Raw genomic sequence first — 21,923 nt, forward strand, 5'->3', positions numbered from 1 at the left:
TACGAATAGACGGCCAATCGAAAAAGCGGTACCCGGTTTTCTGCTCCAACCCTCGTAACTGGAGAACGCACCACATCAGGCCGGTCGGAGGACTGGCGGTGATGTGCCACATCAGCAACTCCAACGGGGGAATCGATTCATGCGTATGCGCGTCCTGACCATGTGTTGCCTGGCGTCACTGTTCGGTACTGGCGTTGCCGTCCCGTTAATGGCGGCACCATTCCAGCAGTCGGTATCCGATTCGGCCATCCCGGCCATGCCCTTGAACCAGGCACTCAACGCCTTCGCGCAACGCGAGCACCTGCAGTTGGTCTATGTCTCGAAGATCGCCGACGGCGTGGGCACCAAGGGCGCACCGGCAGGTTTGTCGCCAGAGGCGACATTGCAGAAGCTGCTGGAGGGCAGCGGCCTGAAGTACCGGTTTCTCAATGCGAAGACGGTGACGATCTATGCATCGACCGCGCCGCGAGCCACCGGGGGCAAGTCGACGGGAAAGCCGACAGCGGATGCCGAGGGAGCCAAGGCCGAACCAGCGAACCTGGATACGGTAACGGTGACCGGCACACGCATCCGCGGCGGCACCACGCCATCGCCGGTCATCACGATCGGTAGCGAGCAGATCCAGCAGGAAGGCTTCACCAATCTTGGCGAGGTGATCCGCAGCGTGCCGCAGAACTTCAACGGGGGGCAAAACCCTGGCGTGATCGGCGTTGCCAGCGGCGTCGGCAATCAGGATCTTACCGGCGGCTCTGCATTGAACCTGCGCGGGCTGGGCGCCGACGCATCGTTGACACTGCTCAACGGGCGGCGCCTGGTCTATGACGGGTTTTCCCAAGCTGTGGACATCAGCGCCATCCCAGTGGAGGCAGTCGAGCGCCTGGAAATCATTCCGGATGGTGCGTCGGCCATCTACGGCTCGGATGCGGTGGGCGGCGTGGCCAACGTGATCCTGAGGTCCGACTTCGATGGGGTGGCCCTGGGGGTGCGCTACGGTGGCGCGACCGATGGCGGGCTGGCGACGCGGGAGTACACCGCGACCGCCGGCACCACCTGGGTCGGCGGTGGACTGATCGCGGCCTTCAAGGATGTTGATGTCGATCCCATCCATGCTCGCCAGCGTAGCTACACCCGGCATCTGGTCGAGCCATATACGATCTACGGCGCCAGCGGCTCGCGCAACGGCCTTGTCAGCGTGCGCCAGTCCATGGGCGATGTGGCCGAACTGCGACTCGACGCGCTCAGGACCAAGCGCGACATGACCAGATACATCAGTCAGACGGGTTCCTACTACCGCTACAGCCCGGAGACGTCGATCACGCTGGTGTCGCCCAGTATCGCGTTCTACCTTCGCCATGACTGGACCCTCACCTTGGGCGGGGCGTACGGCAAAGACGAGAACGTCGATGCGCGCCAACTCGTGTCAGCAGCGGGGAGCCGCCTGGTCACCCGGACCTGCTACTGCAACAAAGGCCGTTCCTGGGAGATTGGCGCCGAAGGCCCACTGTTCCAGGTGGGGGGAGGGGACGCGCGACTGGCCGTAGGCACCGGGTCGCGGAAGGAAGAATTCCAGTATGTGCCGAACGTTTCCGGCAGCCCCTACGGTGGCGACGAACGTGCCCGGTTTGCCTACGCCGAGCTGGGTGTTCCGTTCGTCTCGCCTTCCTCGGGTATCCCAGGTGTTCATCGCCTGGAATTCAGTGCCGCGATGCGTGGCGAGGACTACGACAGCTTTGGTCGGGTGACCACACCGAAGCTCGGTCTGATCTACGACCCGACTGCCGACTTCACGCTTAAGGCCTCATGGGGAAAGTCGTTCAAGGCACCGACGCTGCTGCAGCGCTACCAGAACAAGCTCGCCTTTCTTTGGAGCGCCTCTGCGGTGGGCACCAGCGGCAGTCCCGCCGATACCACAGCACTGATGTCCTATGGCGGTAACGCCGATCTGCACGCTGAGCGGGCCCGGACCTGGACGGCCTCGTTGGCCTTGCATCCAGAAGCGCTGCCGGGGCTAGAGGCAGAGTTAACCCGATTCGACATTGATTACACCGATCGGGTGATCGAACCAGTCAACTACCTGCAGGCGCTGAGCAATCCGGCCTATGCGGACTTTGTGGACCGGTCGCCGACGCCGGCGCAGATACAGAGTCTTCTCGCGGTCTACGGCAGCGCGTTCTACAACCTCTCCGGTGTTGCCTATGACCCGGGCAAGGTGGTGGCGATCATCCGCGACCAATATGTGAACGCGGCACGGCAACGGATCAAGGGCATCGACTTGTCGGGCTCGTACCGCTTCGATCTCGGCGACGGCCAGCTGACGGTGCGCGGATCGGCCAGTTGGCTCGACAGTACGCAGACGACCAGTGCTGGTCAGCCCGAGCACGCACTCGCCGGTACCGTCTTCAATCCGGCCAGGCTCAAGGGCCGCGTCGGTGCGGTCTGGGCATCGGGGGCCTTCAGCGCGTCGGGTTTCGTCAACTACACCGGCGGCGTGACCAACCGCCTCGCGGCGGTGACGGAGAAGACCGCGTCGTTCACCACGATAGACACCGCGATGAACTACAACGTCAGTAAAGGTGCGGGCGCTTTCTCGGGGCTGACGCTCGGCTTGTCGGTGCAGAACCTGCTGAATCGCGCGCCTCCGCTTTATACCGCAGCGGTCGCGACATACGTGCCGTACGACGCTACCAACTACTCGGCGATCGGACGCTTCGTCAGCGTCTCGGTCTCCAAGCGTTGGTAGGGGAGGGGGCGTGAAACTTCTTTTTCAACCACTCCTGTGGGCGGCCGTGACGGCACGCTTGCGTCCGGACCCCTCGACCAGGAAGCGCCATACGCGTTGGGTTCCGGCGTTTGCGCTGGTGTTGGGCGTGGCTGTCGCCGGCCCGTCGCCCGCGGAGACGATCTCGCCGCGGCGCCTGCTGGAGGTGACCGACCTGGGCAATCCGGTGATCTCGCCCGATGGGCGGTACGTGGCGTTCCGGGCCGAGCAGGCGTCGATCGAGCGCAACACGTACGACACCACGTGGTACGTGCAGGGCTTGGATGGGCAATCTCCGCCGCGCCGTGTATCGGATGGAGGCGTGCCGTTGCGCGAGTACGTCAGCGGACTCGTGCTGCCATCACCGGCCGTCTGGTCGCCGGATGGGAGGTGGATCTACTATCGCGCCCGACTCGACGGCCGCGTCTCCGTTTGGCGCGCGGCAGCGGATGGCTCCGGGGCTCGCGCGATGACGTCGGATCCGGCGGACGTGCGGGACTTCGCGCTGAGCGGCGATGGTCAAACACTGAGGTACAGCGTCGGCGCGACACGGGAAGAGGTCATTGCCGCGGAGGAGTCCGAGTACGACCACGGTATCCACGTCGACGACACGGTGGTTATTGCTGCCGGGCTGTTCCGGTCAAGCAAGCTCGATGGGCGACCGACCACGCAGCGGTTCCTGGGGGATTGGTTCTCGACCGGGCCATTGCTGGCGAAGGTGCCGGACCGTTGGAAGGCTGTCGACCTGACAGCGATGACAACCCATGACCTGTCTGCATCGGAGCCGCCAGCGCACACGCTGATTGCAGCAGATCTTTCGCCTGATCTGCCGGCGGCACCGACCAAGATAGCCCTGAATTCGGGCGATGGACGCATTGCGGTGCTGATGCCTGGAAGGACGGAGAAGGGGCTGCTGTTGAGCCGCGACGTCGAGCTGGCCATGCTGCCGGACAGGCATGCTTCGCGTCCGATCCGTTGTATGGCGGAGCTGTGCCGTCACAGACACATCAGCGATATCCAGTGGCGGTCCGGGAGCGATGAAATCCTGTTTACGGCCACCGACTATGACCAGGGGCGTGCGCAGTCGATCTATGGATGGAACGTCTCGACGGGTACGGTGCGGCCCATCGTGATTTCCAATGGACTTGTCAGCGGAAGCCAGCGCTACTGGGACATTCCCTGTGCGCTGTCCGTCGACACGCTGGTGTGCGTCGCGGCCGAGGCCGATCGTCCGCCACGTCTCGAGGCGATCGATGTGGCAAGCGGCCATAAACGGATCCTGTTTCAACCGAACATGGGACTGGAAGCGGACATCGCGGCCACGGTACCGGCGAGATTGATCCGCTGGAAGGATAAGCAGGGACGGGAGTTCACAGGGCAGCTGTTCGAGGCCCACGGGGCACGCGCCGGCCATCCGCCGCCGTTGTTCGTGACGTTCTATAACTGCTACGGCTTTCTGCGCGGCGGGCTGGGCGACGAGTGGCCGCTTGCCACCCTGGCCGAGCAAGGCATTTCGGCACTGTGCATCAACGCGATTCCGGAGTTTCGAATCGACTTTGTTGCGCGGCACGACCAGGGGCGCGCGGCCGTCGAGAGCGTCGTGAAGCCTCTGTCCGCGGAAGGGCGCGTCGATCGGGCCCGCGTGGGCATGGGTGGACTCAGCTATGGCAGCGAGGTGACGTTGTGGACGCTGGCACATTCGGATGTGGTGAGCGCCGCGTCTGTCAGCAGCATGTCGGTGACACCGACCTACTATCTGTTCAACAGCCTGCGAGGCGCTTTCCGTTCCAACCTTCTGAAACTGTGGCAGCTCGGCGCGCCAGACGAAACGCCCGAACGGTGGAGGGAAATCTCGCCCGTGTATCAGCTCGGCAGGATCAAGGCACCGATCCTGTTCCAGATGATCGAGCAGGAATACCGGATGGCCCTGGACTATGCACTGCCGTTGGTACGCAGGCACCAAGCGGATGTTTACGTGTTCCCGGACGAGCCTCACATCAAGTTCCAGCCCCGGCACAAACTGGCTGTGTACGAGCGCAACGTCGACTGGTTCCGCTTCTGGCTGCAGGGGTATGAAGATCCGAGTCTCGTCAAGAAGCAGCAATACGCGCATTGGCGAGAGATGAGAGATGCTGTGTCGGCGAGACCGGCGCGGAGTGGTGCTCATTCGGGCGGCTGAATTTGACCAGAAACACTTGGACCAGGGTGGGTTTTGAAGGTCTACGTGCCGAGAACGTGCCTTACGAATAGGCTTCGGCATAGGGGGAAATAGAGACTTGACCGTTGCATCCCCGGACCTGCTACATAGCAACCATGCTGACCCTACGTCATGGCTCCGCGCAGGCTGATCGGAGGACTTCGGATGCCACATCGGCAGCCGATGACGAGCCGTTCGCTGGATTGCTGGAGGATCTGATCCCGGGCTTGCGGCGCCACCTGCAGCACCAGCTGGGCAGCGCCGACGCTGCGGACGATGCCGTGCAGGAAACCTGCCTGCGCATGTTGCGTTATCGCGGCATTGGCGACGCGGGCGAAGTGCGGGCGCTGCTTTTTCACGTGGCTGCCAGCGTGGTCGCGGATCGCTGGCGGCGTGCCAAGGTGCAGCACAGCGAGGATCACTGTCAGCTGGATGGCCAGGAGCTGGTCTCAAGTGAGCCTCAGCCGGATCGCCTGCTGGCAGGACGGCAGGATCTCGGGTTGATCAAGCAGGCCATTCGCACGTTGCCGCCGCGTTGTCGTGAGGTGTTCGTGCTGCACCGTTTTGAGGGCTTGAGCTACCGCGACATCGCGCGCCGCTTTGGTACCTCCGAGCGCACCGTCGAGAACCAGATCGCCCATGCGCTTGCTGTTTGCCGCTGCGCGATAGGGGAACATCGCGGGAGAACGTTCAAATGACCATGGACCGCGAACACGATATGCAGGCAATTCACCGCCAGGCCGAGCGCTGGTTCGCGCGACTGCGTGCCAGCGATTGCTCGGCCGCGGAGCGCAGCGACTTCGACGCATGGCGTACGGCGCAGACCACGCATGCCGAGGCCTACGCCCAGGCGGAACAATTATGGAGCGGGCTGGACGAGCTCACCGAGGATCCAGAAATCCTGCAGTGGCGGCGGGAGGCGAGGCAATCCGCACCCGCCGCTGCCAACCGCAGCGGGCGTCTGCGCTGGCTGGCTGTCGCCTCGCTTGCAACGGTTGTGTTGTGTGCCGGTTTTGTCACCTGGTGGTTTGTTGGCGGCACCTCCGCCAGCAGCTATGCCACGGCACATGGCGAACAGCGCAGCGTGGTGCTGGTGGACGGCTCCCGGCTCGTGCTCAACACCGACACCGTGCTTGATGTCGATCTCGGTCGACGTACTCGACGCGTACGGCTGCGCCGGGGCGAGGCGATGTTCGAGGTGACCCACGATGCCCATCGTCCGTTCGTGGTGCAGGCCGGTGGCAATACCATCTCGGATATCGGTACGCGCTTCGATGTCCGCGACAGCGGTGCTCAAACCGTGGTCGCGGTGCTTGAAGGAGCGATTGCGGTTGCACGCGATGGCAACGCGGCCGAGCTGACGGCTGGCGAACAGATCGTGGCAGGCGACGGAGTCTGGATCAGGGGAAGCGCCGATCCAACCATGACCACAGGCTGGACGCAGGGCAAGCTCGTATTCCGATCCACGCCGCTCGGCGACGCCGTGGCCGAGGCCAACCGCTACGGACCCGATCGTCTGGTCATCGCGGATCCTTCGCTGACGCAACTCAAGATCAGTGGCGAGTTCCGCATTGGCAACACGAGTGCATTGGTGCGCGCGCTGCAGAGCGTTTACCCGATTCGCACCGAACATGACCGCGGCAATGGCATGGTTCGCCTGTATCGCCGTTGATGTCCGTTTGCAAGCTGGTGATGAGCGTCGCTTCAAAGTCTCTTGTGCACTGACCCGCGATCAGACTGAAGGCCTTGCACCCACCATCGCGGCTGGCCTGGGTTGATATGGGCCATACCGTGTTCTGTTTCGACTAGGGGTTTCCTTTCGCCACGTCGTTCTTGTCATGGGAGCGCGGCTCGGTCCGCGGCACGACAAACTCGAACGGGAGGGGATATGCACATATCGAACGACAGGCATCGTTGCCGCAAGCGCCTGTGCGTCACGCTGCTGGCCGCAGCATTGTCGACCGCCATGGCAAGCCAGGGCGCATTCGCCCAGGCCGTTGCCGTCACGCAAAGCTTTCATATAGCCGGCGGTTCGCTGGGTTCGGCGCTGAACCAGTTCACCGGACAGAGCGGCCTGCAGGTGCTGTACGACCCATCCTTGGTACAAGGGCGCACTGCGTCCGGCTACGACGGTGCTGCATCGCCACGCGCCGTGCTGGATGTGCTGCTCAGGGGCACGGGGCTCACCTATCAATTCACCGATGCGGGAACGGTGGTGATCAAGCAGGGACCACCGAATCCACCACGTCGCTCGGCGAAGCCAGCTTCTGCGGCGAGCCAGCTAGCTGGCCAGAAGCCGGAGCCGACCACGCTGCAAAGCATCACTGTTACGGGCACGCGTATCCGTGGCGGCAACTCGCCATCACTGCTCATCACGATCGGCAGCGAGCAAATCCAGCAGGAAGGCTTCGCAGACCTCGGCGAGGTGATCCGCAGCGTGCCGCAGAATTTCTCGGGTGGGCAGAACCCGGGCGTGACCGGTGCTACAGGTGGCTTCGGTAATCAGAATTTCACTGGGGGCTCTGCCTTGAACTTGCGCGGGCTTGGCGCCGACGCATCGTTGACGCTGCTCAATGGACGACGCCTGGCCTACGACGGATTTTCCCAGGCCGTGGATATCAGCGCCATCCCGGTGGAGGCTGTCGAGCGCCTGGAAATCGTCCCCGACGGTGCGTCGGCCATTTATGGTTCGGATGCGGTGGGTGGTGTGGCTAATGTGATCCTCAAGCGCGACTACGACGGAGTGGCCCTTGGCGCGCGCTATGGCGGCGCAACCGATGGCGGTCTCGCGACGCGGGAATACACCGCAACCGCCGGCACCACCTGGACCGGTGGCGGACTGATCGCCACGTTCAAGAATGCCGACGCCGATCCCATCTATACGCGCCAGCGCAGTTACACCAAGTATCTGGGCGACCCGTATACGATCTACAACGGCAGCGATTCGCGTAGCGGGCTTGTCAGCGTCCATCAGTCAATGGGCGATGTGGCCGAACTGAGGCTTGACGCGCTCGGGACGAAGCGCGACATGATGGGCTATACCCCCATTCGAGCGGGTTCCTACTATCGCCACACACCGGATACGTCGATTGGATTGGTCTCGCCAAGTATCGAGTTCTTTCTTCGCAATGACTGGTCCATCACTCTCGGTGGAACGTACGGCAAGGACGATACCGTCGACGAGTACCACATGGTGTCGGCAACGGGGAGCAGCCTTGCCACTCAGACCCGGTACCGCAACAAAAGCCGTTCCTGGGAGATTGGCGCCGAAGGATCGCTGTTTTCGGTCGGAGAAGGGGAGGCGCGCCTGGCTGTCGGTGTCGGGTCGCGGACAAACGAATTCAGGGTTGTGCCAAAAGTTTCCGGCAGCCCTTACGGCGGCGACGAGCAGGCCCGGTTTGCCTATGCCGAGCTGGGTGTTCCGTTCGTCTCGCCTTCCTCGGATATCCCGGGCGTCCATCGCCTGGAGTTCAGTGCGGCGATGCGTGGCGAGGATTACGCCAGCTTTGGCCGGGTGGCCACGCCGAAATTCGGGGTGATCTACGACCCTACCGCCGACCTCACGCTAAAGGCCTCCTGGGGAAAGTCGTTCAAAGCCCCGCTGCTGTATCAGCGCTATGCCGACAAAGCCACCTATCTATGGAGCGCCTCCATGGTGGGCGCGGGCGGCAGCCCCGCCGATGCCACCGCCCTCATGTCCATTGGCGGCAACCCCGACCTGCATGCCGAGCGGGCACGGACCTGGAGTGCCTCGTTGCTCCTGCATCCGGAAGCCCTGCCGGGGCTGGACGCCGAGCTGACCTGGTTCGACATCGACTACATCGACCGCGTGACCAATCCGGTCATCTACCAGCAGGCGCTGAGCGATCCGGCCTATGCGGACTCGGACTTTGTGGTTCGGTTGCCGACGCCTGAGCAGATTCAGGAGTTTTTCGCGGTTTACGGGGGCGCCTTCTACAACTATTCCGGCAGGGCCTACGACCCGAGCAAGGTGGTGGCGATTATCCACGACGAGTACGTGAACGCGGCGCGGCAGCGGATCAAGGGCCTCGATCTGTCGGGGTCGTACCGCTTCGGCCTTGGCAGTGGTCAGCTGACAGTGCGCGGGGCGGCCAGTTGGCTCGATAGTGCGCAGACAACCAGCGCCGGTCAGCCCGAGCAAACGCTCTCCGGTACCGTGTTCAACCCGGCCAGGCTCAAGGGCCGCGTCGGTGCGGTTTGGGTCTCGGGCGGTTTCAGCGCGTCGGGCTTCGTCAGCTACACCGGCGGGGTAACCAACCGCCTTCCGACGGTGACGCAGAAGACCTCGTCGTTCACCACGGTGGACACCACGCTCAATTACGACATCGGTAAGCGCCCCGGCGCCTTGTCGGGGCTAACGCTCGGGTTGTCAGTGCAGAACCTGCTGAATCGCATGCCTCCGCTTTATACCGCGCTGTATGCGACATACGTGCCGTACGACGCTACCAACTACTCCGCTATCGGACGCTTCGTCAGCGTTTCGGTTTCCAAGCATTGGTAGGGAAGGGGACATGGAACTTTTCCATCAATCGGCCGCGTGGGCGGCCGTGACGGCACGCATGCACCTGGATTTTTTAGCCAGGACGCACCGCACACATTGGATTCTTGCGCTGACCCTTGTCGTACTTGTCATGGCTGTCGTGGGGCCGCTGCATGCGGAGACGATTTCGCCGCGACGCCTACTGGAGGTGACTGACCTGGGCAACCCGGTGATCTCGCCCGATGGGCGGTATGTGGCATTCCGGGCCGAGCATGCCTCGATCGAACGCAATACCTACGACACCACGTGGTACGTACAGGCCATGGACGGGAAATCCCCACCTCTCCACGTAGCGGATGGAGGTCTGCCGTTGCGCCAGTATGACACCGGAGGCGTGCTGCCATCACCCGCCGCCTGGTCGCCGGATGGAAAGTGGATTTACTATCGCGCCCTTCTCGATGGCCGTGTCTCTATCTGGCGCGCGGCAGCGGACGGCTCAGGGGCCCATGCGGTGACGTCCGATCTGGCAGACGTTCGGGACTTCACGTTGAGCATTGACGGTAGAGCGCTGATGTACAGCGTTGGCGCGACGCGGAAGGAACTCATCGATGCGGAAGAGTCCGAGTACGACCGCGGCATCCGCATCGACGACACGGTAAATATTGCCGCCGGGTTGTTCCGGTCGAGCAGGCTCGATGGTCGGCCGGCTACACAGCGGTTCCTGGGAAGCTGGTTCTCGATGGGGCCGTTGCTGGCGAAGGCGCCGGATCGTTGGAAAGCCGTCGACCTGGCGACGATGACAATCCGGGACCTATCCGTATCAGAGTTGCCAGCGCGCCCACTGACGCCGGCCGATCTTTCGCCCAATTTGCCGGTCGCGCCGATCAAGAACATGGACGGCTTGCGCTACGAGATAGCCCAAAATCCAGGCGATGGACGCATCGCGATGCTGATGCCTGGAAAGAAGGAGAAAGGATTGCCGATGAGCCAGTATGTAAAGCTGGCCATGCTGCCGGATAAACATGCCTCGCGTCCGATACAGTGCACGGCGGAGTTGTGTCGCCACAAATCCATCACGGATATCCAGTGGCGACCCGGCAGCGACGAGATCCTGTTCACGGCCGCCGACTACCGCAAGGGAAGTGCGCAGGCGATCTACGGATGGAACGTCGTAACGGGTGCAGTGCGGCCGATCGTGCTTTCCAATGGGCTTGTAAGCGGAAGCCAGCGCTACTGGGATATTCCTTGCGCACTGTCGTCCGACACGTTGGTGTGCGTTGCGGCCGAGGCCGATCATCCGCCACGCCTCGAGGCGATTGATGTTGAGAGTGGCCATCGACGTATCTTGTTCGCACCGAACAAGGGATTGGGAGCGGATATCGCGGCTACGGCGCCGGCGAAGTTGATCCGCTGGAAGGACGCGCAGGGACGGGAGTTCACCGGCCAGTTTTTCGAGGCGCGCGGAACGGACGCCGGCCATCCGCCACCGTTGTTCGTGACGTTCTACAGCTGTGACGGATTTTTGCGCGGCGGGCTGGGCAATGAGTGGCCACTTGCCACACTGGCCGAGGATGGGATCTCGGCGCTATGCATCAACGCGATCTCGGGCCTTGGTCTTGGCATCGTGGCTCATTACGACCAGGGACGCGCGGCCGTCGAGAGCGTCGTGAAGCTCCTGTCCACCGAAGGGCGCATAGACGGCACACGTGTCGGCATGGGTGGGCTCAGCTATGGCAGTGAGGTGACACTGTGGACGCTGGAACATTCGGATGTGGTGAGCGCGGCATCTGTCAGCAGTAGTTCGGTGACGCCAACCTATTATCTTTTCAACAGTCTGCGGGATGTCTTCCGTTCCACTCTCCGGAAAAGTTGGCAGCTCGGCACGCCAGACGAGACGCCCGAACGGTGGAGGAAAATCTCGCCCGCGTATCAGATCGACAGGATCAAGGCGCCGATTCTGTTCCAGATGATCGAGCAGGAATATCGAATGGCCTTGGACTATGCACTACCGCTGGAGCGCAGACACCAAGCGGATATCTACGTATTCCCCGACGAGCCCCATATCAAGTTCCAGCCAAAGCACAAGCTGGCGGTTTATGAACGTAACGTCGATTGGTTTCGCTTCTGGTTGCAGGGGTATGAAGATCCCGACCCGGCCAAGATGGGCCAATACAAGGTATGGCAATCGATGAAGGCCAGTCTCAAACAGGTGAAATGAACGGAAGGTTGGTGCTCGTTACCTGTCCTCCGGCAAAGCCGGAGGCTTTACGATTGCCGGCTCCTGTAATGGGACTTTTCGCAATCGAAGATCAAAAGCTCGACACCAGAACGCTCCCCCAAACCGGGGTGAAGGCCTAAGTCCTTTGGAGGCTCCGGCAGCCTGGGCAAGCGCATGTTCATTGGCGCGCTGCTTGCGCTGGTCTGGAACTCCCTGCAACAGGCGATGATGAACCTCGCGCCGTGTGCGGCATGCCGCTGCTGCTCGCCTGGGCACCGTGATGCACTACGACCGCAGCTTGGTCCGGCGACCAAGCGCGCACGGGAAGCCGCCCGTGAAGAACACTGCCGCGTGGGAGAGCCGACCTTCGTGGTGCTGCACGGCGTCGACCCAGTAATTCAGCTGGGGCATTACATGCCCAACCTCCAATCCAGCCCTTCTGGCTACTCGCCGAGCAAGAGGGCTCAACGCACCCAAGCATAGAGGATCGCTCCGAAGAGCGCCCCGACCGGCAAGGTGACCACCCACGACAGTGCAATGTCAGTGATCACTCTGCGATTCACCCCGCTCCGTCCGCTGGCACCGGCGCCTGCCAGCGCCCCCACAACGACATGAGTTGTCGATACTGGAAGGCCGTTGAAACTCGCTGTACTGACCAACAGGCTGGTGGTCAGGCTGGCTGCAAGCGAGGCACCAAGATCCAGATCCGTAATTTTTTCGCTCATGGTACGGGCGACCCTGCGTGCGCCAAGCAACCCACCAAGCAACATCGCAATCGCCACGGCGAGCACGGCTGCCTGGCTATCGAGCATCGCGATGGGCAACAACAAGGCAGCAATCTTCGGCGTGTCATTGAGTCCGCGCGCAAACCCTACCGCCCCCGCGAGCAGGAAATGCAGCGTATCGATTTGGCGGGTAGCATCGAAACGCATGAGCGTGCGTGTATCGCTGCCGCCACATTCGGTCGTACTGCCGGCGCGCAGCACGGTTGTCTCGCGCATCATCACGCCATCGGGCGTGGTGATCGTGCCTTGAGCAATGCACAAACAGTCGATGCGTTTCCGTTCTGCGCGCACCACCAGTCGGCGCAGCAGCGGGGCACTGAGGAATGCAGGGATGACGGCAATCAGCGGACTGGCCAGCAGCGGTAGTAGGAAGCTCCTGCCCAGTGACCCGAAATGCGCGTCCATGCCGGCGGCGACCAGCCCGGCGCCGCTCATCGCACCAACCAGCGCATGCGTAGTCGAGATCGGCATCCCGCGCCATGATGCCAAGGCGACGGTGATGGCAGCCCCGCCCGCCACGGCCAGTGCGAAGCTGGTCTGCGCTGCGATGTCGGCAGATACCAGTCCTGCGCCGGTGAAGGCCTTGAGCAACCCCTGTGCGAGATAGACCGAACCCAACGAACCAGCCAGCGTGGTGATGCTGGCCCAACCAAGGCTAGTCCAGTACCCCACGGTTCGGCTGCCGTAAAGCGTGGCCACTCCCTTGAAGTTGTCGTTGGCACCATTGGTCGCTGCCAGCAGCAATACGGAGATGAACAGAACAAGAGTCATGCTGAGGTTCTTTCCAACAAGGCGTGATCGGTGACGGCGAGTAGCCAGTCGTACAGCGTGCGCTGCGCCGGCATGATGTTGGGCAATGACGCCAATACCTGGATGAGCACAGGCAAATCCGCTGCGTTGTCGGCATCCGTGAGCATGGGCAAAGTGGCAAGATGACCGTACGCCGCCAAGGCGCTGCGCAACTGCATGGCGGTATCGGGCTGTGAATAGCGCACACCGAGCCAGACGGTGCTCGGGATGGGCACCCGACCGCCGAACAACCAGAAGCCGCCATCGCTGGCTTCGCCGAGCACGAAAGGCTTGTCCGTGTCGTGCAGCGCTGCCAATGCGGCCAGCAGCATGGCTGGTGTCAGCTGAGGGGCATCGGCGCCGATCAGCAACACCCGGCCATGACGTGCCTGCAGTGCAGCGTAGATGCGAGCTAGCCGTTCACCAAGATCGCCTTCACCCTGCTCCAGCTGCGCAAAGTCATGCCATGCGGCCGAGGCCACCGGGCCGGCCTCGGCAATCGCCCAATACGGTGTGAGTGGCGGCTGGCAGCTTTGCGCGACGGCAGCCGTGGCTGCGGCGGCAAGCCGATAAAAGCGGGTGGCGTCATCCGTACCCAGCGTGGCCGCCAGCCGTGTCTTCACCGGCGACAACCCCGGCGTCTTGACGAAGATGGCCAGTGCCGCCGTCATGTCCTTGCCCTGTGCGTCGCGCGCCATGCCGGCCATGCTTGCGCCACGGTCAACCACCAATGCCTGAGTGTGGTGGTTAGCCAACCGTGCTGCGCATATTTGCGCGCACTGGTTTCCAGCGACGCAGGAAGGCAGCGAAGTGGCAGTCCGGCATGGCGCGCGGCCCATACCAGCAGGTGATCTTCGCCGTAACATGCCTGTTCATCAAAGCCGTGCAAGGTCTCGAAACAGTGCCTGGGCAACACAAACCCCTGATCACCAAACGGTAGCCCCAGCCAGCGGGCGCGCAAATTGGCGCCTGCTGCGTTCAGCGCGGTCCAGCGAGGTCCATCGCGGCGAAACGCGAGCTTGAACCATCCCAGCGCATCGCCCCCTTCCGCCAGAAACCGCTGCAGTTCACGCAGGCTGTCTTCCCGCAGACGCGAATCGGCATGCAGGAACCACAGCCAGTGGCCAGTGGCGAGCCGGGCACCGAGGTTCTGTTGCCGGGCACGCCCCGGCTTACAGTGGCACTCCCGATAGCGCAGGTGCATCGGCCACGTTGCCGGGGCCGGCCACGATTCATCATCGGCACGCACCACAATCACTTCGCTGTCCATCGGCAGCGAGGTCAGCTGTTGCAGCAACCCATGCCATTCGGTTTCCCCGGGTGCCAACGGCACGATAACCGACAGAGAGCGTATCGACGCGTGCGAGGCAGCGGGATGACAACTGTCCATGAGCATCTCAGCAGCAGCTTGCCGATGTGGTCGTCGCCGCTGCGGCCGGGGCGCAATCGAACAGGCCAAAGTGCCGCTGCTTGTCGCCGTGGAAAAGGAAATGCGCCGCGTAACGACTGCCGGCCAGCATGTCGGCACTGTTGCCGCAGACCCGCAACGACTTGCCGTTTTCGAAAAGGTGATGGTCGTCCAGCACGAACCGGTGCGGATGCGTCGGTATTGTGCCGAGGTAGGTCGCGGACTGGCCGTAGTCCTCGCAGCGATCCTCCAGCGGCAGCTTGAAAGCGCGCCAAGTGATCGACTCGAAATGGGCAAAACCGATCTTTTGCTCGATCGCCTCGTCGGTCAGTGCGATCGGGCCGCGCGCACACACCCGTGCGTCGGCCACGCCGAGTTCGCCCAGCAGGCGGCGAAAATCCTCCACGTACAGCGCGCCAGCCAGGCATTCACCGAGCAATACCGGATCGGCCAGCAGCTCGCGCGGCAGCCGGCGGTCGCTGTAGACGTCGGAGAAATACAGCTCGCCGCCGGGTTTGAGCACACGCAGGATCTCGGCAAATGCGCGGCGCTTGTCCGGCACCAGGTTCAGCACGCAATTGGATACCACCACATCGACCGACGCATCAGCAACGCCGATTGCCGCGAGGTCGGCCAGATCGCCCAGATGAAACGTGACATTGGAACGGGCATGTCCAAAGGCCTGCGCGTGAAAGTCGCGATGCCGCTCGGCGACAGCCAGCTGCTGCGCCGTCATGTCGACGCCGATGACATGACCCCGCTCGCCGACCAGCTTCGACATCAGGTAGGCATCGCGGCCACTGCCGCAGCCCAGATCCAGCACCGTCATGCCGTCCAGCGCCGGCGGCAGTGGCGAGCCGCAACCGTAGAAACGGTCGCGCACTTCCGGGTGCAACTGGGCCAGGGTCGCGCGCAGGTGTACGGGTATCGCATCGATGCTGCAGCACGCCGTGGTGCGCAAGTCGTTGCTGGACTGCAGGGTTTCGCCGTAATAGCTGCGCACTGCCGATTGCTGTTCTTCGGCAGCGCCGCCGATTTCGTGTTCCAGGTCCATGCTCATGTTCATGTCAACGATCCTCCACAGGAGCTGCCCGCACCGGCGGTGCAGCCATAACAATGATTGGCGAAAGCGATCGGCTCGCGTTCTATGTCCGCCAGCCCCGCAATGTCCCAGATGCTGCGCCGCCGGCCACCCTGCGGCAGGTCCAGCGCCTGGTTGAAATCGCAGTCGTACAGCTGGCCGTCCCAGCTCACCGACAGCAGGTTGCGGCACATCACGCCCGGCGCGACCTGCGGGTTGAACGCATCGAGCAGGGTGTGCATGTAGGTTTCGTAACGACCCTCGCGTTCCAGCAGATGCAGGAAACGCTTGATCGGCATATTGGTGATGGTGAACAGGCGGTTGAACACGATGCCGAAGTGCTCGGCCAGCTCGCGCCGGTAGGTTGTCTCCAGTGCCGCTTGCGCCGGGGGCAAGCTGGCGCCCAACGGGTTGTAGACCAGATCCAGTTCCAGCCCGGAGCCGGCGTGGCCGTAGCCGAGCGCATTGAGCTGGCGCAGGGCGCGCAGGCTGGGATCGAACACATGCTGACCGCGCTGCTTTTCAACGTTGGCCTTGCTGTAGCACGGCAGCGAAGCGACCACCTTGACGCCCTGCGCGGCCAGGAATTCCGCGGTGTCCTCCTGTCCCGGGCGAAACAGCACGGTCAGGTTGCAGCGGTCGATCACGGTCCTGCCCAGCGCCCGCGCCTCGCGCACCAGGGTGCGGAAATGCGGGTTGAGCTCGGGTGCGCCGCCAGTCAGATCCAGCGTGTGCACCGCGGGCGCATGAGCCAGCAGTTCGAGGATGCGATCAACGGTTGCCGCCCGCATGATTTCAGTGCGTTTGGGGCCTGCCTCGACGTGGCAGTGCTGGCAGGCCAGGTCGCACAGCTTGCCGACGTTGACCTGCAGGATTTCCAGCGGCAGGCGCGGCAACGCCAGCCCATGCTCCCGCAGGGTACGGGCAAACGATGGCAGTGACAAAGCAAGAACAGCGTTCACGTTAGATATGCCTCACTGAGTATGCTTGGGCCATTCGCCAACGATCCGGGTCGATGGTGTCCTGCACGAGTCGCGTCGACGCCGCCACATGACGCTGGAGCAACGATGTCGACGCGCTCGACGGCATCGGCTCACTCACCGCCACTACGCCGGGCAGCATCGGAACAGCGAACATGTGGAGGTGGATCCTTCGACGCATCACGGCAGGCTCACTTCAGCCGCCAGGCGTGATAGCGCGCCAGCCAGCCCAGTACCCGCTCGGGCGCATGCGCCTTCTTCCAGTTGCCGGCAGCGTACTTGTTCGCCTCCGCCCAGGTCGGATAGGCGTGGATGGTGCCCAGGATCTTGTTCAGGCCGAGCCCGTGGCGCATGGCCAGCACGAACTCGGCCAGCATCTCGCCGGCATGCTGGCCGACGATGGTCGCGCCGAGGATGCGGTCCTTGCCGGGCGGGGTCAGGATTTTCACGAAGCCGTGCGCCTGATCCTCGGTAATGGCGCGATCCAGCTCGTCCAGTTCGTAGCGGGTGACTTCGTAAGCGGTCGCCCGTTCCCGCGCCTCGCGCTCGTTGATGCCGACGCGCGCCACCTCGGGATCGACGAAGGTGACGGCCGGAATGACCGAGTAGTCGGCGCGGAAGCGACGAAACTGGCCAAATAGCGCGTTGACGGTGGCATACCAGGCCTGATGCGCGGCGGTGTGCGTGAACTGGTACGGGCCGGCGACATCGCCGCAGGCATGGATGTTGGGATACAGCGTGGCCAGGTACGCGTCGGTCGGCACCGTGGGCGCGGCAGCGATGCCCAGTGCCTCCAGGCCGAGGCCAGCCGTGCGTGGTTTGCGACCCACCGCCACCAGCAACGTGTCGAAATACAGTTGTACGCGCTGGTCTCCGGCCTCACACACCAGCACATGCCCATCGCCGAGCGGCTCGACGGCTACGGCCTTGTGGCCGATGCGCACGTCCACCCCATCGGCGTTCAGTCGGGCCTGCACGAAGGCGGAGACTTCGTCGTCCTCGCGCAGCAGCAGACGGTCGAAGGCCTCGACCTGGATCACGGCCGACCCCAGCCGCGCAAAGGCCTGCGCCAGCTCGCAACCGATGGGCCCGCCGCCGAGTACCAGCAGATGCCGGGGCAGTTCACGCAACTGCCACAGCGTCTCCGAGGTCAGATAGCCCGAAGCGGCCAGGCCTGGAATCGGAGGCACCAGCGGCTCGGCACCGGAAGCGATCACGATGGCGCGCGTGCTGATCGGCTCGCCGTCGATTTCCACCACCCAGGGCGACACGATGCGCGCGTGGCCGCGCCGTACGTCGACACCCAGTGCACGGTACCGCTCTATCGAATCGTGCGGTGCCACCGTGGCCACCGCCTTCCGTACGCGCTCCATGACCGCCCGGAAATCGATCCGCGCCTGGCCCGTCTCCACACCGGCCCGCGCGGCATCACGTGTCTGCGCCACCATCCGGGCAGCATGGATCAGCGCTTTGGACGGCACGCAGCCGGTGTTGAGGCAATCGCCCCCCATCGCCTGCTTTTCGACCAGCGTGACCTTCGCGCGTACCGTCGCGGCAATGTAAGCACTGACCAGCCCCGCCGAACCCGCGCCGATCACTACCAGGTTGCGGTCGAATCGCTTCGGTTTCGGCCAGCGCCCATAGGCCCGGCGGGCTTTCATGCGGGCGACGATCCATCGCGACAGCAGCGGAAATACGCCAAGCAGCGCAAGCGATCCGAGCATCCGGGGCGACAGGACACCCGACATGGATTGCAGCGCGGCCAACTGCGTACCCGCATTGACGAAGACCACCGTCGCCGCCAGCATGCCGACCTGGCTGACCAGGTAGAACGTGCGCGTTGGCAGCATGGTCAGCCCCATCAGCAGGTTGACCGCGAAGAAGGGAATCACCGGAACCAGCCGCAGCGTGAACAGGTACAACCCGCCTTCGCGCCGGATGCCTTCGTTGATCGCGTGCAGGCGTTTGCCGAAGTGCTGCTGCACGGCGTCGCGGAACACGAGGCGGCTGGCCAGGAACGCCAGTGTCGCTCCGATGCTGGAGGCAAAAGATACGAGCAACGTGCCCTCCAGCAGCCCGAACAAGGCGCCGCCCGCGAGCGTCAGCAACGTCGCGGCGGGGAGCGAAAAGGCCGCAAACGCCACGTACACAAGAAAGAAGGCCGCCGCGAGGGATACCGGATGGGCCTGGCGATAGCCATCCAGCGCGTGCTGCCGGCCCTTCAGCGCCTCCAGACTGAACTGATGCTGCAGGCCCAGCACGAAGAACGCGGCCACCACGCCAAGCAGCCCGACGAAAATCAGTGACCGGATGAGCGTGGTCTTGTTCTTCATGCGTCGAATGACCGGGGGAAACCGAATGGCGTCAACACGACCGACCGGCGCTCATGGAGCTCTCCGCCATGCGCTGGGGCCGGCGCAGGGCAACTCAATCCTTCAGATACTCCTGGACCATCTGGCGACCGCGGTGAATGCGGCTCTTCACTGCCTGGCGCGTCAGCAGCAGCCGGTCGGCGATCTCGCTAATCGAAAATTCCTCGAAATCGCGCAGGATGATCGCCTCGCGATACTTGTCCGGCAACGACTGGATGGCGGCCGCCAGATCGCGGCGCAGATCGAAGCGGTCGGTGTAAGTGAAAATGGGGTGATCCGACTCCGGCAGTTCGACCTGCCCGCGCATCGAACGCAGCAACCGCTGGCATTCCCGTCGTACGATCGAAAACGTCCACGCCGGGAACGCAGAGACCGTGCGCAACGCGCCAATGCGTCGGTAGATCAACAGCAGTGATTCCTGCACCGCATCGTCCGGATCCACGCTGCTGGCGCATTGCGACTGGGCGATACGGCGCAGGCCGGGACGGCACAAAGTCAACAGCTTCTCCACGGCAGCGAGGTCGCCCTGACGTGCGGATTCCAGCAGTATGGGGTCATGTTGCATGGGGTACCTCGCGATGGCAGCTCGATGATGTGGTGCAGGAATGGTCCTACCACATTCACCCTATAGAGGAAACCAACACCCGAAAGGATTCAAAATCGGCGTCGAGCCGCCACGCCGCGGTGAAACACATCCGGGCCTGGCCTAAAGGGCCGGGCGGCGACCGTTGGGCCAGAACCTCACCAGCCACCGGTCGAGCGACAGGGTGCCCGGCCCCCATGCCACGAGGGCCAGCAGCATCAGGGCCCATATCTTGTGGTCGTTGAAATCGCTACCCATCAGCCCGGTCCAGAAACCGTGCGGCCACAGATCGGGATAGGAAGTCACCGCCATGATGTTGTAGATGAACAAGAACGCAGCGGTGAGTCGCCCGCCCAGCCCCAACAGGAGGAACCAGGGCAGGATCAACTCGATCCAGGTGCCGAGGAATGCTGCAGCGTCGCCGGACAGCAGCGGCACGTGATACTCGTTGTTGAACAGGTAGGACGTGCCGGAGGGATCTTCGAACTTCACCACACCGGCCCGCCAGAACGCCAACGCCACCCAGACCCGGAACAACAGCAGGGCCAGCGGCCCCAGCCCCGAAAACACGTGGACGAGTCGCCCATAGTGGTCCCCTGTCCAGGCAAGAAACTTGTTCATGTCCCGCTCTCCTCGTCGATAAATGCCACGATCAACCCCTGCGCAAGCAGGTCCCGCAGGCAGGGTTCCAGGTCGAAGTCGTCGTCCACCCCGGATGCCACCCGACAAGCCGACGCCATATCACGCCCATCGGCCAACGCCTCGATGCAGCGGAAGGTGGCCGGATCGACGGTCGTCATCGCCACGTCGCCGCCGTCGCGCCACAGCAGCACATGTTCGCCGTTGCCCTCGAGTTTCAGTGCTGGTCCATCCGGCATCCGGCACCAGTGCCAGATCGTCAATACGGCGTGATCGCTGCGCAGCCTCTGCAGGCTCGGATGCAGGCGGACGCGCAGCCGGTCCGGCGCCACCGCGGCCGCGTCGGCACTCATGGCAGCACTGACGGGCACGGCATCGGGTGCCAGGGCAGCGACCTGGCGCAACCAGTCCAGGCGCGCCACATCCGCCAGATAGCCCAGCGCCCGCACCTCCGGCATGGTGGCGATGAACCCGGCCAGCGAACCGCCGAACTGCTGCAGGTTGCCGCAGGTCGAAGGGTGCTGCAGTCGATAGCGCTCCGCCATGGCCTCGAAAAACGCCTCGCCGACCAGGGCCAGCACGGTGGGATAACTGTCGCGCAAGGCCGCCGTCAGGGTTCCGGCCACCGCGTGCCGGTAGATACGCAATCGCGCCGAAGGCTCGAGTCCGCCACCATCGACCCACGCTGCCGCAGCGTCGCCTCGCCCCAGCAGGGCGTCGACGAAACCTCGCTGCAGCTCATGCAATCGCGGTGCGGCAGGCATGCAGCCTCTCCTCGGCCCGGCCGGCTTCGGCCAGCAGAACTTCCAGCTCGGGAATGTCCTGATCCCATTCGATCAACGTAGGCTGCGCACCGCACAGCTCCAGCGCCTCGCCGTAAAGGGCCCAGACTTCGTCGGCCACCGGCCGGCTATGGCTGTCGATCAGCAAGGGAACGGGCAGATGTCCCTTCCGGATGAAACCGGCCAGGTGCATTTCGCGCACTGATGCATGCGGCATCGCACGCAGGTAGTCGTGCGGGTCGAACCCGTGGTTGATACTGTTGACGTAGATGTTGTTCACGTCCAGCAGCAGCCCGCAACCGCTGCGACGAACCAATTCCGCCACAAACGCGGACTCCGGCATGTCCGCGTCGCGAAAGCCCAGATAGCTCGACACGTTCTCTACCAGGAACTCGCGCCCCAGCGCCTCCTGTACCTGCGACACCCGCGAAACCATCAGCGCCAGCGCTTCCTCGGTGAAGGGCAATGGCAGCAATTCGTTCATGTGCGCGCCGCCAAACGCCCCCCAGCAAATATGGTCGGAAACCAGCGCCGGTTCGTAGCGGTCAACCAGTCTGCGCAAGGTGGCGAGATGCGCCTGGTCGAGGGCATCGGCCGAGCCCAATGACAAGCCGACGCCGTGCAGGCTCAGCGGATAGTCGGCACGAATGCGCTCCAACGCGGCGTGCATGGCGCCACCTGCGCCGAAATAGTTCTCGCTGTGCACCTCGAACCAGGCTACGGGCGGCCGTTCGGCCAGCACGCGTTCAATGTGGGGGGCGCGCAACCCGATCCCGGCAGCCGCCGGGACCGGTCGCTGCACGAAGGGCAGCACAGGGTTCATCGCGTTG

General features: G+C 63.6%; 16 protein-coding genes. 6 read left to right on the top strand and 10 right to left on the bottom strand.

The window, feature by feature from the left end; genetic code table 11:
• Nucleotides 1–139 precede the first annotated feature (139 nt).
• From RHOOR92_RS0111950 to RHOOR92_RS0111975, 6 genes are all read left to right on the top strand, one after another.
• Nucleotides 140–2,740, top strand: coding sequence for a TonB-dependent receptor (locus RHOOR92_RS0111950; protein ID WP_196802022.1), 2,601 nt, complete (start codon nucleotides 140–142; stop codon nucleotides 2,738–2,740).
• Nucleotides 2,741–2,750: 10 nt separating this feature from the next.
• Nucleotides 2,751–4,937, top strand: coding sequence for an Atxe2 family lasso peptide isopeptidase (locus RHOOR92_RS0111955; protein ID WP_027490317.1), 2,187 nt, complete (start codon nucleotides 2,751–2,753; stop codon nucleotides 4,935–4,937).
• 134 nt (nucleotides 4,938–5,071) lie between these two features.
• Nucleotides 5,072–5,653: an RNA polymerase sigma factor gene (locus tag RHOOR92_RS18800; protein WP_081660240.1), complete on the top strand. Its 582-nt coding sequence runs from the start codon at nucleotides 5,072–5,074 to the stop codon at nucleotides 5,651–5,653.
• On the top strand, nucleotides 5,650–6,627 hold the full coding sequence (locus RHOOR92_RS19040; protein ID WP_051281206.1) for a FecR family protein: 978 nt from the start codon (nucleotides 5,650–5,652) through the stop codon (nucleotides 6,625–6,627). The genes RHOOR92_RS18800 and RHOOR92_RS19040 overlap by 4 nt, the downstream gene beginning before the upstream one ends.
• Nucleotides 6,628–6,843: 216 nt before the next feature.
• The gene (locus RHOOR92_RS0111970) at nucleotides 6,844–9,477 is read left to right on the top strand and encodes a TonB-dependent receptor (RefSeq protein WP_155950244.1); all 2,634 of its coding nucleotides are present in this window, start codon (nucleotides 6,844–6,846) and stop codon (nucleotides 9,475–9,477) included.
• Nucleotides 9,478–9,487: 10 nt separating this feature from the next.
• Complete coding sequence (locus RHOOR92_RS0111975; RefSeq protein WP_027490319.1) at nucleotides 9,488–11,674, top strand: Atxe2 family lasso peptide isopeptidase; 2,187 nt, start codon at nucleotides 9,488–9,490, stop codon at nucleotides 11,672–11,674.
• Nucleotides 11,675–12,138: 464 nt separating this feature from the next.
• On the opposite strand, the gene RHOOR92_RS0111985 is transcribed toward RHOOR92_RS0111975, so the two are convergent.
• From RHOOR92_RS0111985 to RHOOR92_RS0112030, 10 genes are all read right to left on the bottom strand, one after another.
• Nucleotides 12,139–13,230: an inorganic phosphate transporter gene (locus RHOOR92_RS0111985; protein WP_007513852.1), complete on the bottom strand. Its 1,092-nt coding sequence runs from the start codon at nucleotides 13,228–13,230 to the stop codon at nucleotides 12,139–12,141.
• Nucleotides 13,227–13,946: a TIGR04282 family arsenosugar biosynthesis glycosyltransferase gene (locus RHOOR92_RS0111990; RefSeq protein ID WP_007513855.1), complete on the bottom strand. Its 720-nt coding sequence runs from the start codon at nucleotides 13,944–13,946 to the stop codon at nucleotides 13,227–13,229. The genes RHOOR92_RS0111985 and RHOOR92_RS0111990 overlap by 4 nt, the downstream gene beginning before the upstream one ends.
• Entirely contained in the window at nucleotides 13,916–14,545 is a 630-nt protein-coding gene (locus tag RHOOR92_RS19345; protein WP_231378382.1) for a glycosyltransferase family 2 protein, read from the bottom strand. The genes RHOOR92_RS0111990 and RHOOR92_RS19345 overlap by 31 nt, the downstream gene beginning before the upstream one ends.
• A gap of 100 nt (nucleotides 14,546–14,645) precedes the next feature.
• Entirely contained in the window at nucleotides 14,646–15,485 is an 840-nt protein-coding gene (locus RHOOR92_RS0111995; protein ID WP_231378383.1) for a methyltransferase domain-containing protein, read from the bottom strand.
• A gap of 233 nt (nucleotides 15,486–15,718) precedes the next feature.
• Entirely contained in the window at nucleotides 15,719–16,699 is a 981-nt protein-coding gene (gene arsS / locus RHOOR92_RS0112000; RefSeq protein ID WP_027490321.1) for an arsenosugar biosynthesis radical SAM (seleno)protein ArsS, read from the bottom strand.
• A gap of 209 nt (nucleotides 16,700–16,908) precedes the next feature.
• Nucleotides 16,909–19,050: a bifunctional TVP38/TMEM64 family protein/FAD-dependent oxidoreductase gene (locus RHOOR92_RS0112010; RefSeq protein WP_027490322.1), complete on the bottom strand. Its 2,142-nt coding sequence runs from the start codon at nucleotides 19,048–19,050 to the stop codon at nucleotides 16,909–16,911.
• Between the two features lie 94 nt (nucleotides 19,051–19,144).
• Nucleotides 19,145–19,654 (bottom strand): RNA polymerase sigma factor, encoded by a 510-nt coding sequence (locus RHOOR92_RS0112015; protein WP_027490323.1) that lies wholly within the window; start codon nucleotides 19,652–19,654, stop codon nucleotides 19,145–19,147.
• Nucleotides 19,655–19,795: 141 nt separating this feature from the next.
• Nucleotides 19,796–20,293, bottom strand: coding sequence for a DoxX family protein (locus RHOOR92_RS0112020; protein ID WP_015449106.1), 498 nt, complete (start codon nucleotides 20,291–20,293; stop codon nucleotides 19,796–19,798).
• Complete coding sequence (locus RHOOR92_RS0112025; RefSeq protein ID WP_027484040.1) at nucleotides 20,290–21,075, bottom strand: putative DNA-binding domain-containing protein; 786 nt, start codon at nucleotides 21,073–21,075, stop codon at nucleotides 20,290–20,292. Before RHOOR92_RS0112025 ends, RHOOR92_RS0112020 begins: the two co-directional genes overlap by 4 nt.
• On the bottom strand, nucleotides 21,050–21,916 hold the full coding sequence (locus RHOOR92_RS0112030) for a DUF692 domain-containing protein (protein ID WP_015449104.1): 867 nt from the start codon (nucleotides 21,914–21,916) through the stop codon (nucleotides 21,050–21,052). Before RHOOR92_RS0112030 ends, RHOOR92_RS0112025 begins: the two co-directional genes overlap by 26 nt.
• Nucleotides 21,917–21,923: the final 7 nt, after the last annotated feature.

Origin of the sequence: Rhodanobacter sp. OR92, assembly GCF_000427545.1 — a bacterium.
Lineage (GTDB): Bacteria > Pseudomonadota > Gammaproteobacteria > Xanthomonadales > Rhodanobacteraceae > Rhodanobacter > Rhodanobacter denitrificans.

Coding starts and splice junctions, on each gene's coding strand:
- RHOOR92_RS0111950 (WP_196802022.1), top strand. CDS start 140: ATGCGTATGCGCGTCCTGACCATGTGTTGCCTGGCGTCACTGTTCGGT.
- RHOOR92_RS18800 (WP_081660240.1), top strand. CDS start 5,072: ATGCTGACCCTACGTCATGGCTCCGCGCAGGCTGATCGGAGGACTTCG.
- RHOOR92_RS19040 (WP_051281206.1), top strand. CDS start 5,650: ATGACCATGGACCGCGAACACGATATGCAGGCAATTCACCGCCAGGCC.
- RHOOR92_RS0111970 (WP_155950244.1), top strand. CDS start 6,844: ATGCACATATCGAACGACAGGCATCGTTGCCGCAAGCGCCTGTGCGTC.
- RHOOR92_RS0111975 (WP_027490319.1), top strand. CDS start 9,488: ATGGAACTTTTCCATCAATCGGCCGCGTGGGCGGCCGTGACGGCACGC.
- RHOOR92_RS0111985 (WP_007513852.1), bottom strand. CDS start 13,230: ATGACTCTTGTTCTGTTCATCTCCGTATTGCTGCTGGCAGCGACCAAT.
- RHOOR92_RS0111990 (WP_007513855.1), bottom strand. CDS start 13,946: ATGGCGCGCGACGCACAGGGCAAGGACATGACGGCGGCACTGGCCATC.
- RHOOR92_RS0111995 (WP_231378383.1), bottom strand. CDS start 15,485: ATGACGGTGCTGGATCTGGGCTGCGGCAGTGGCCGCGATGCCTACCTG.
- RHOOR92_RS0112010 (WP_027490322.1), bottom strand. CDS start 19,050: ATGAAGAACAAGACCACGCTCATCCGGTCACTGATTTTCGTCGGGCTG.
- RHOOR92_RS0112015 (WP_027490323.1), bottom strand. CDS start 19,654: ATGCAACATGACCCCATACTGCTGGAATCCGCACGTCAGGGCGACCTC.
- RHOOR92_RS0112020 (WP_015449106.1), bottom strand. CDS start 20,293: ATGAACAAGTTTCTTGCCTGGACAGGGGACCACTATGGGCGACTCGTC.
- RHOOR92_RS0112025 (WP_027484040.1), bottom strand. CDS start 21,075: ATGCCTGCCGCACCGCGATTGCATGAGCTGCAGCGAGGTTTCGTCGAC.
- RHOOR92_RS0112030 (WP_015449104.1), bottom strand. CDS start 21,916: ATGAACCCTGTGCTGCCCTTCGTGCAGCGACCGGTCCCGGCGGCTGCC.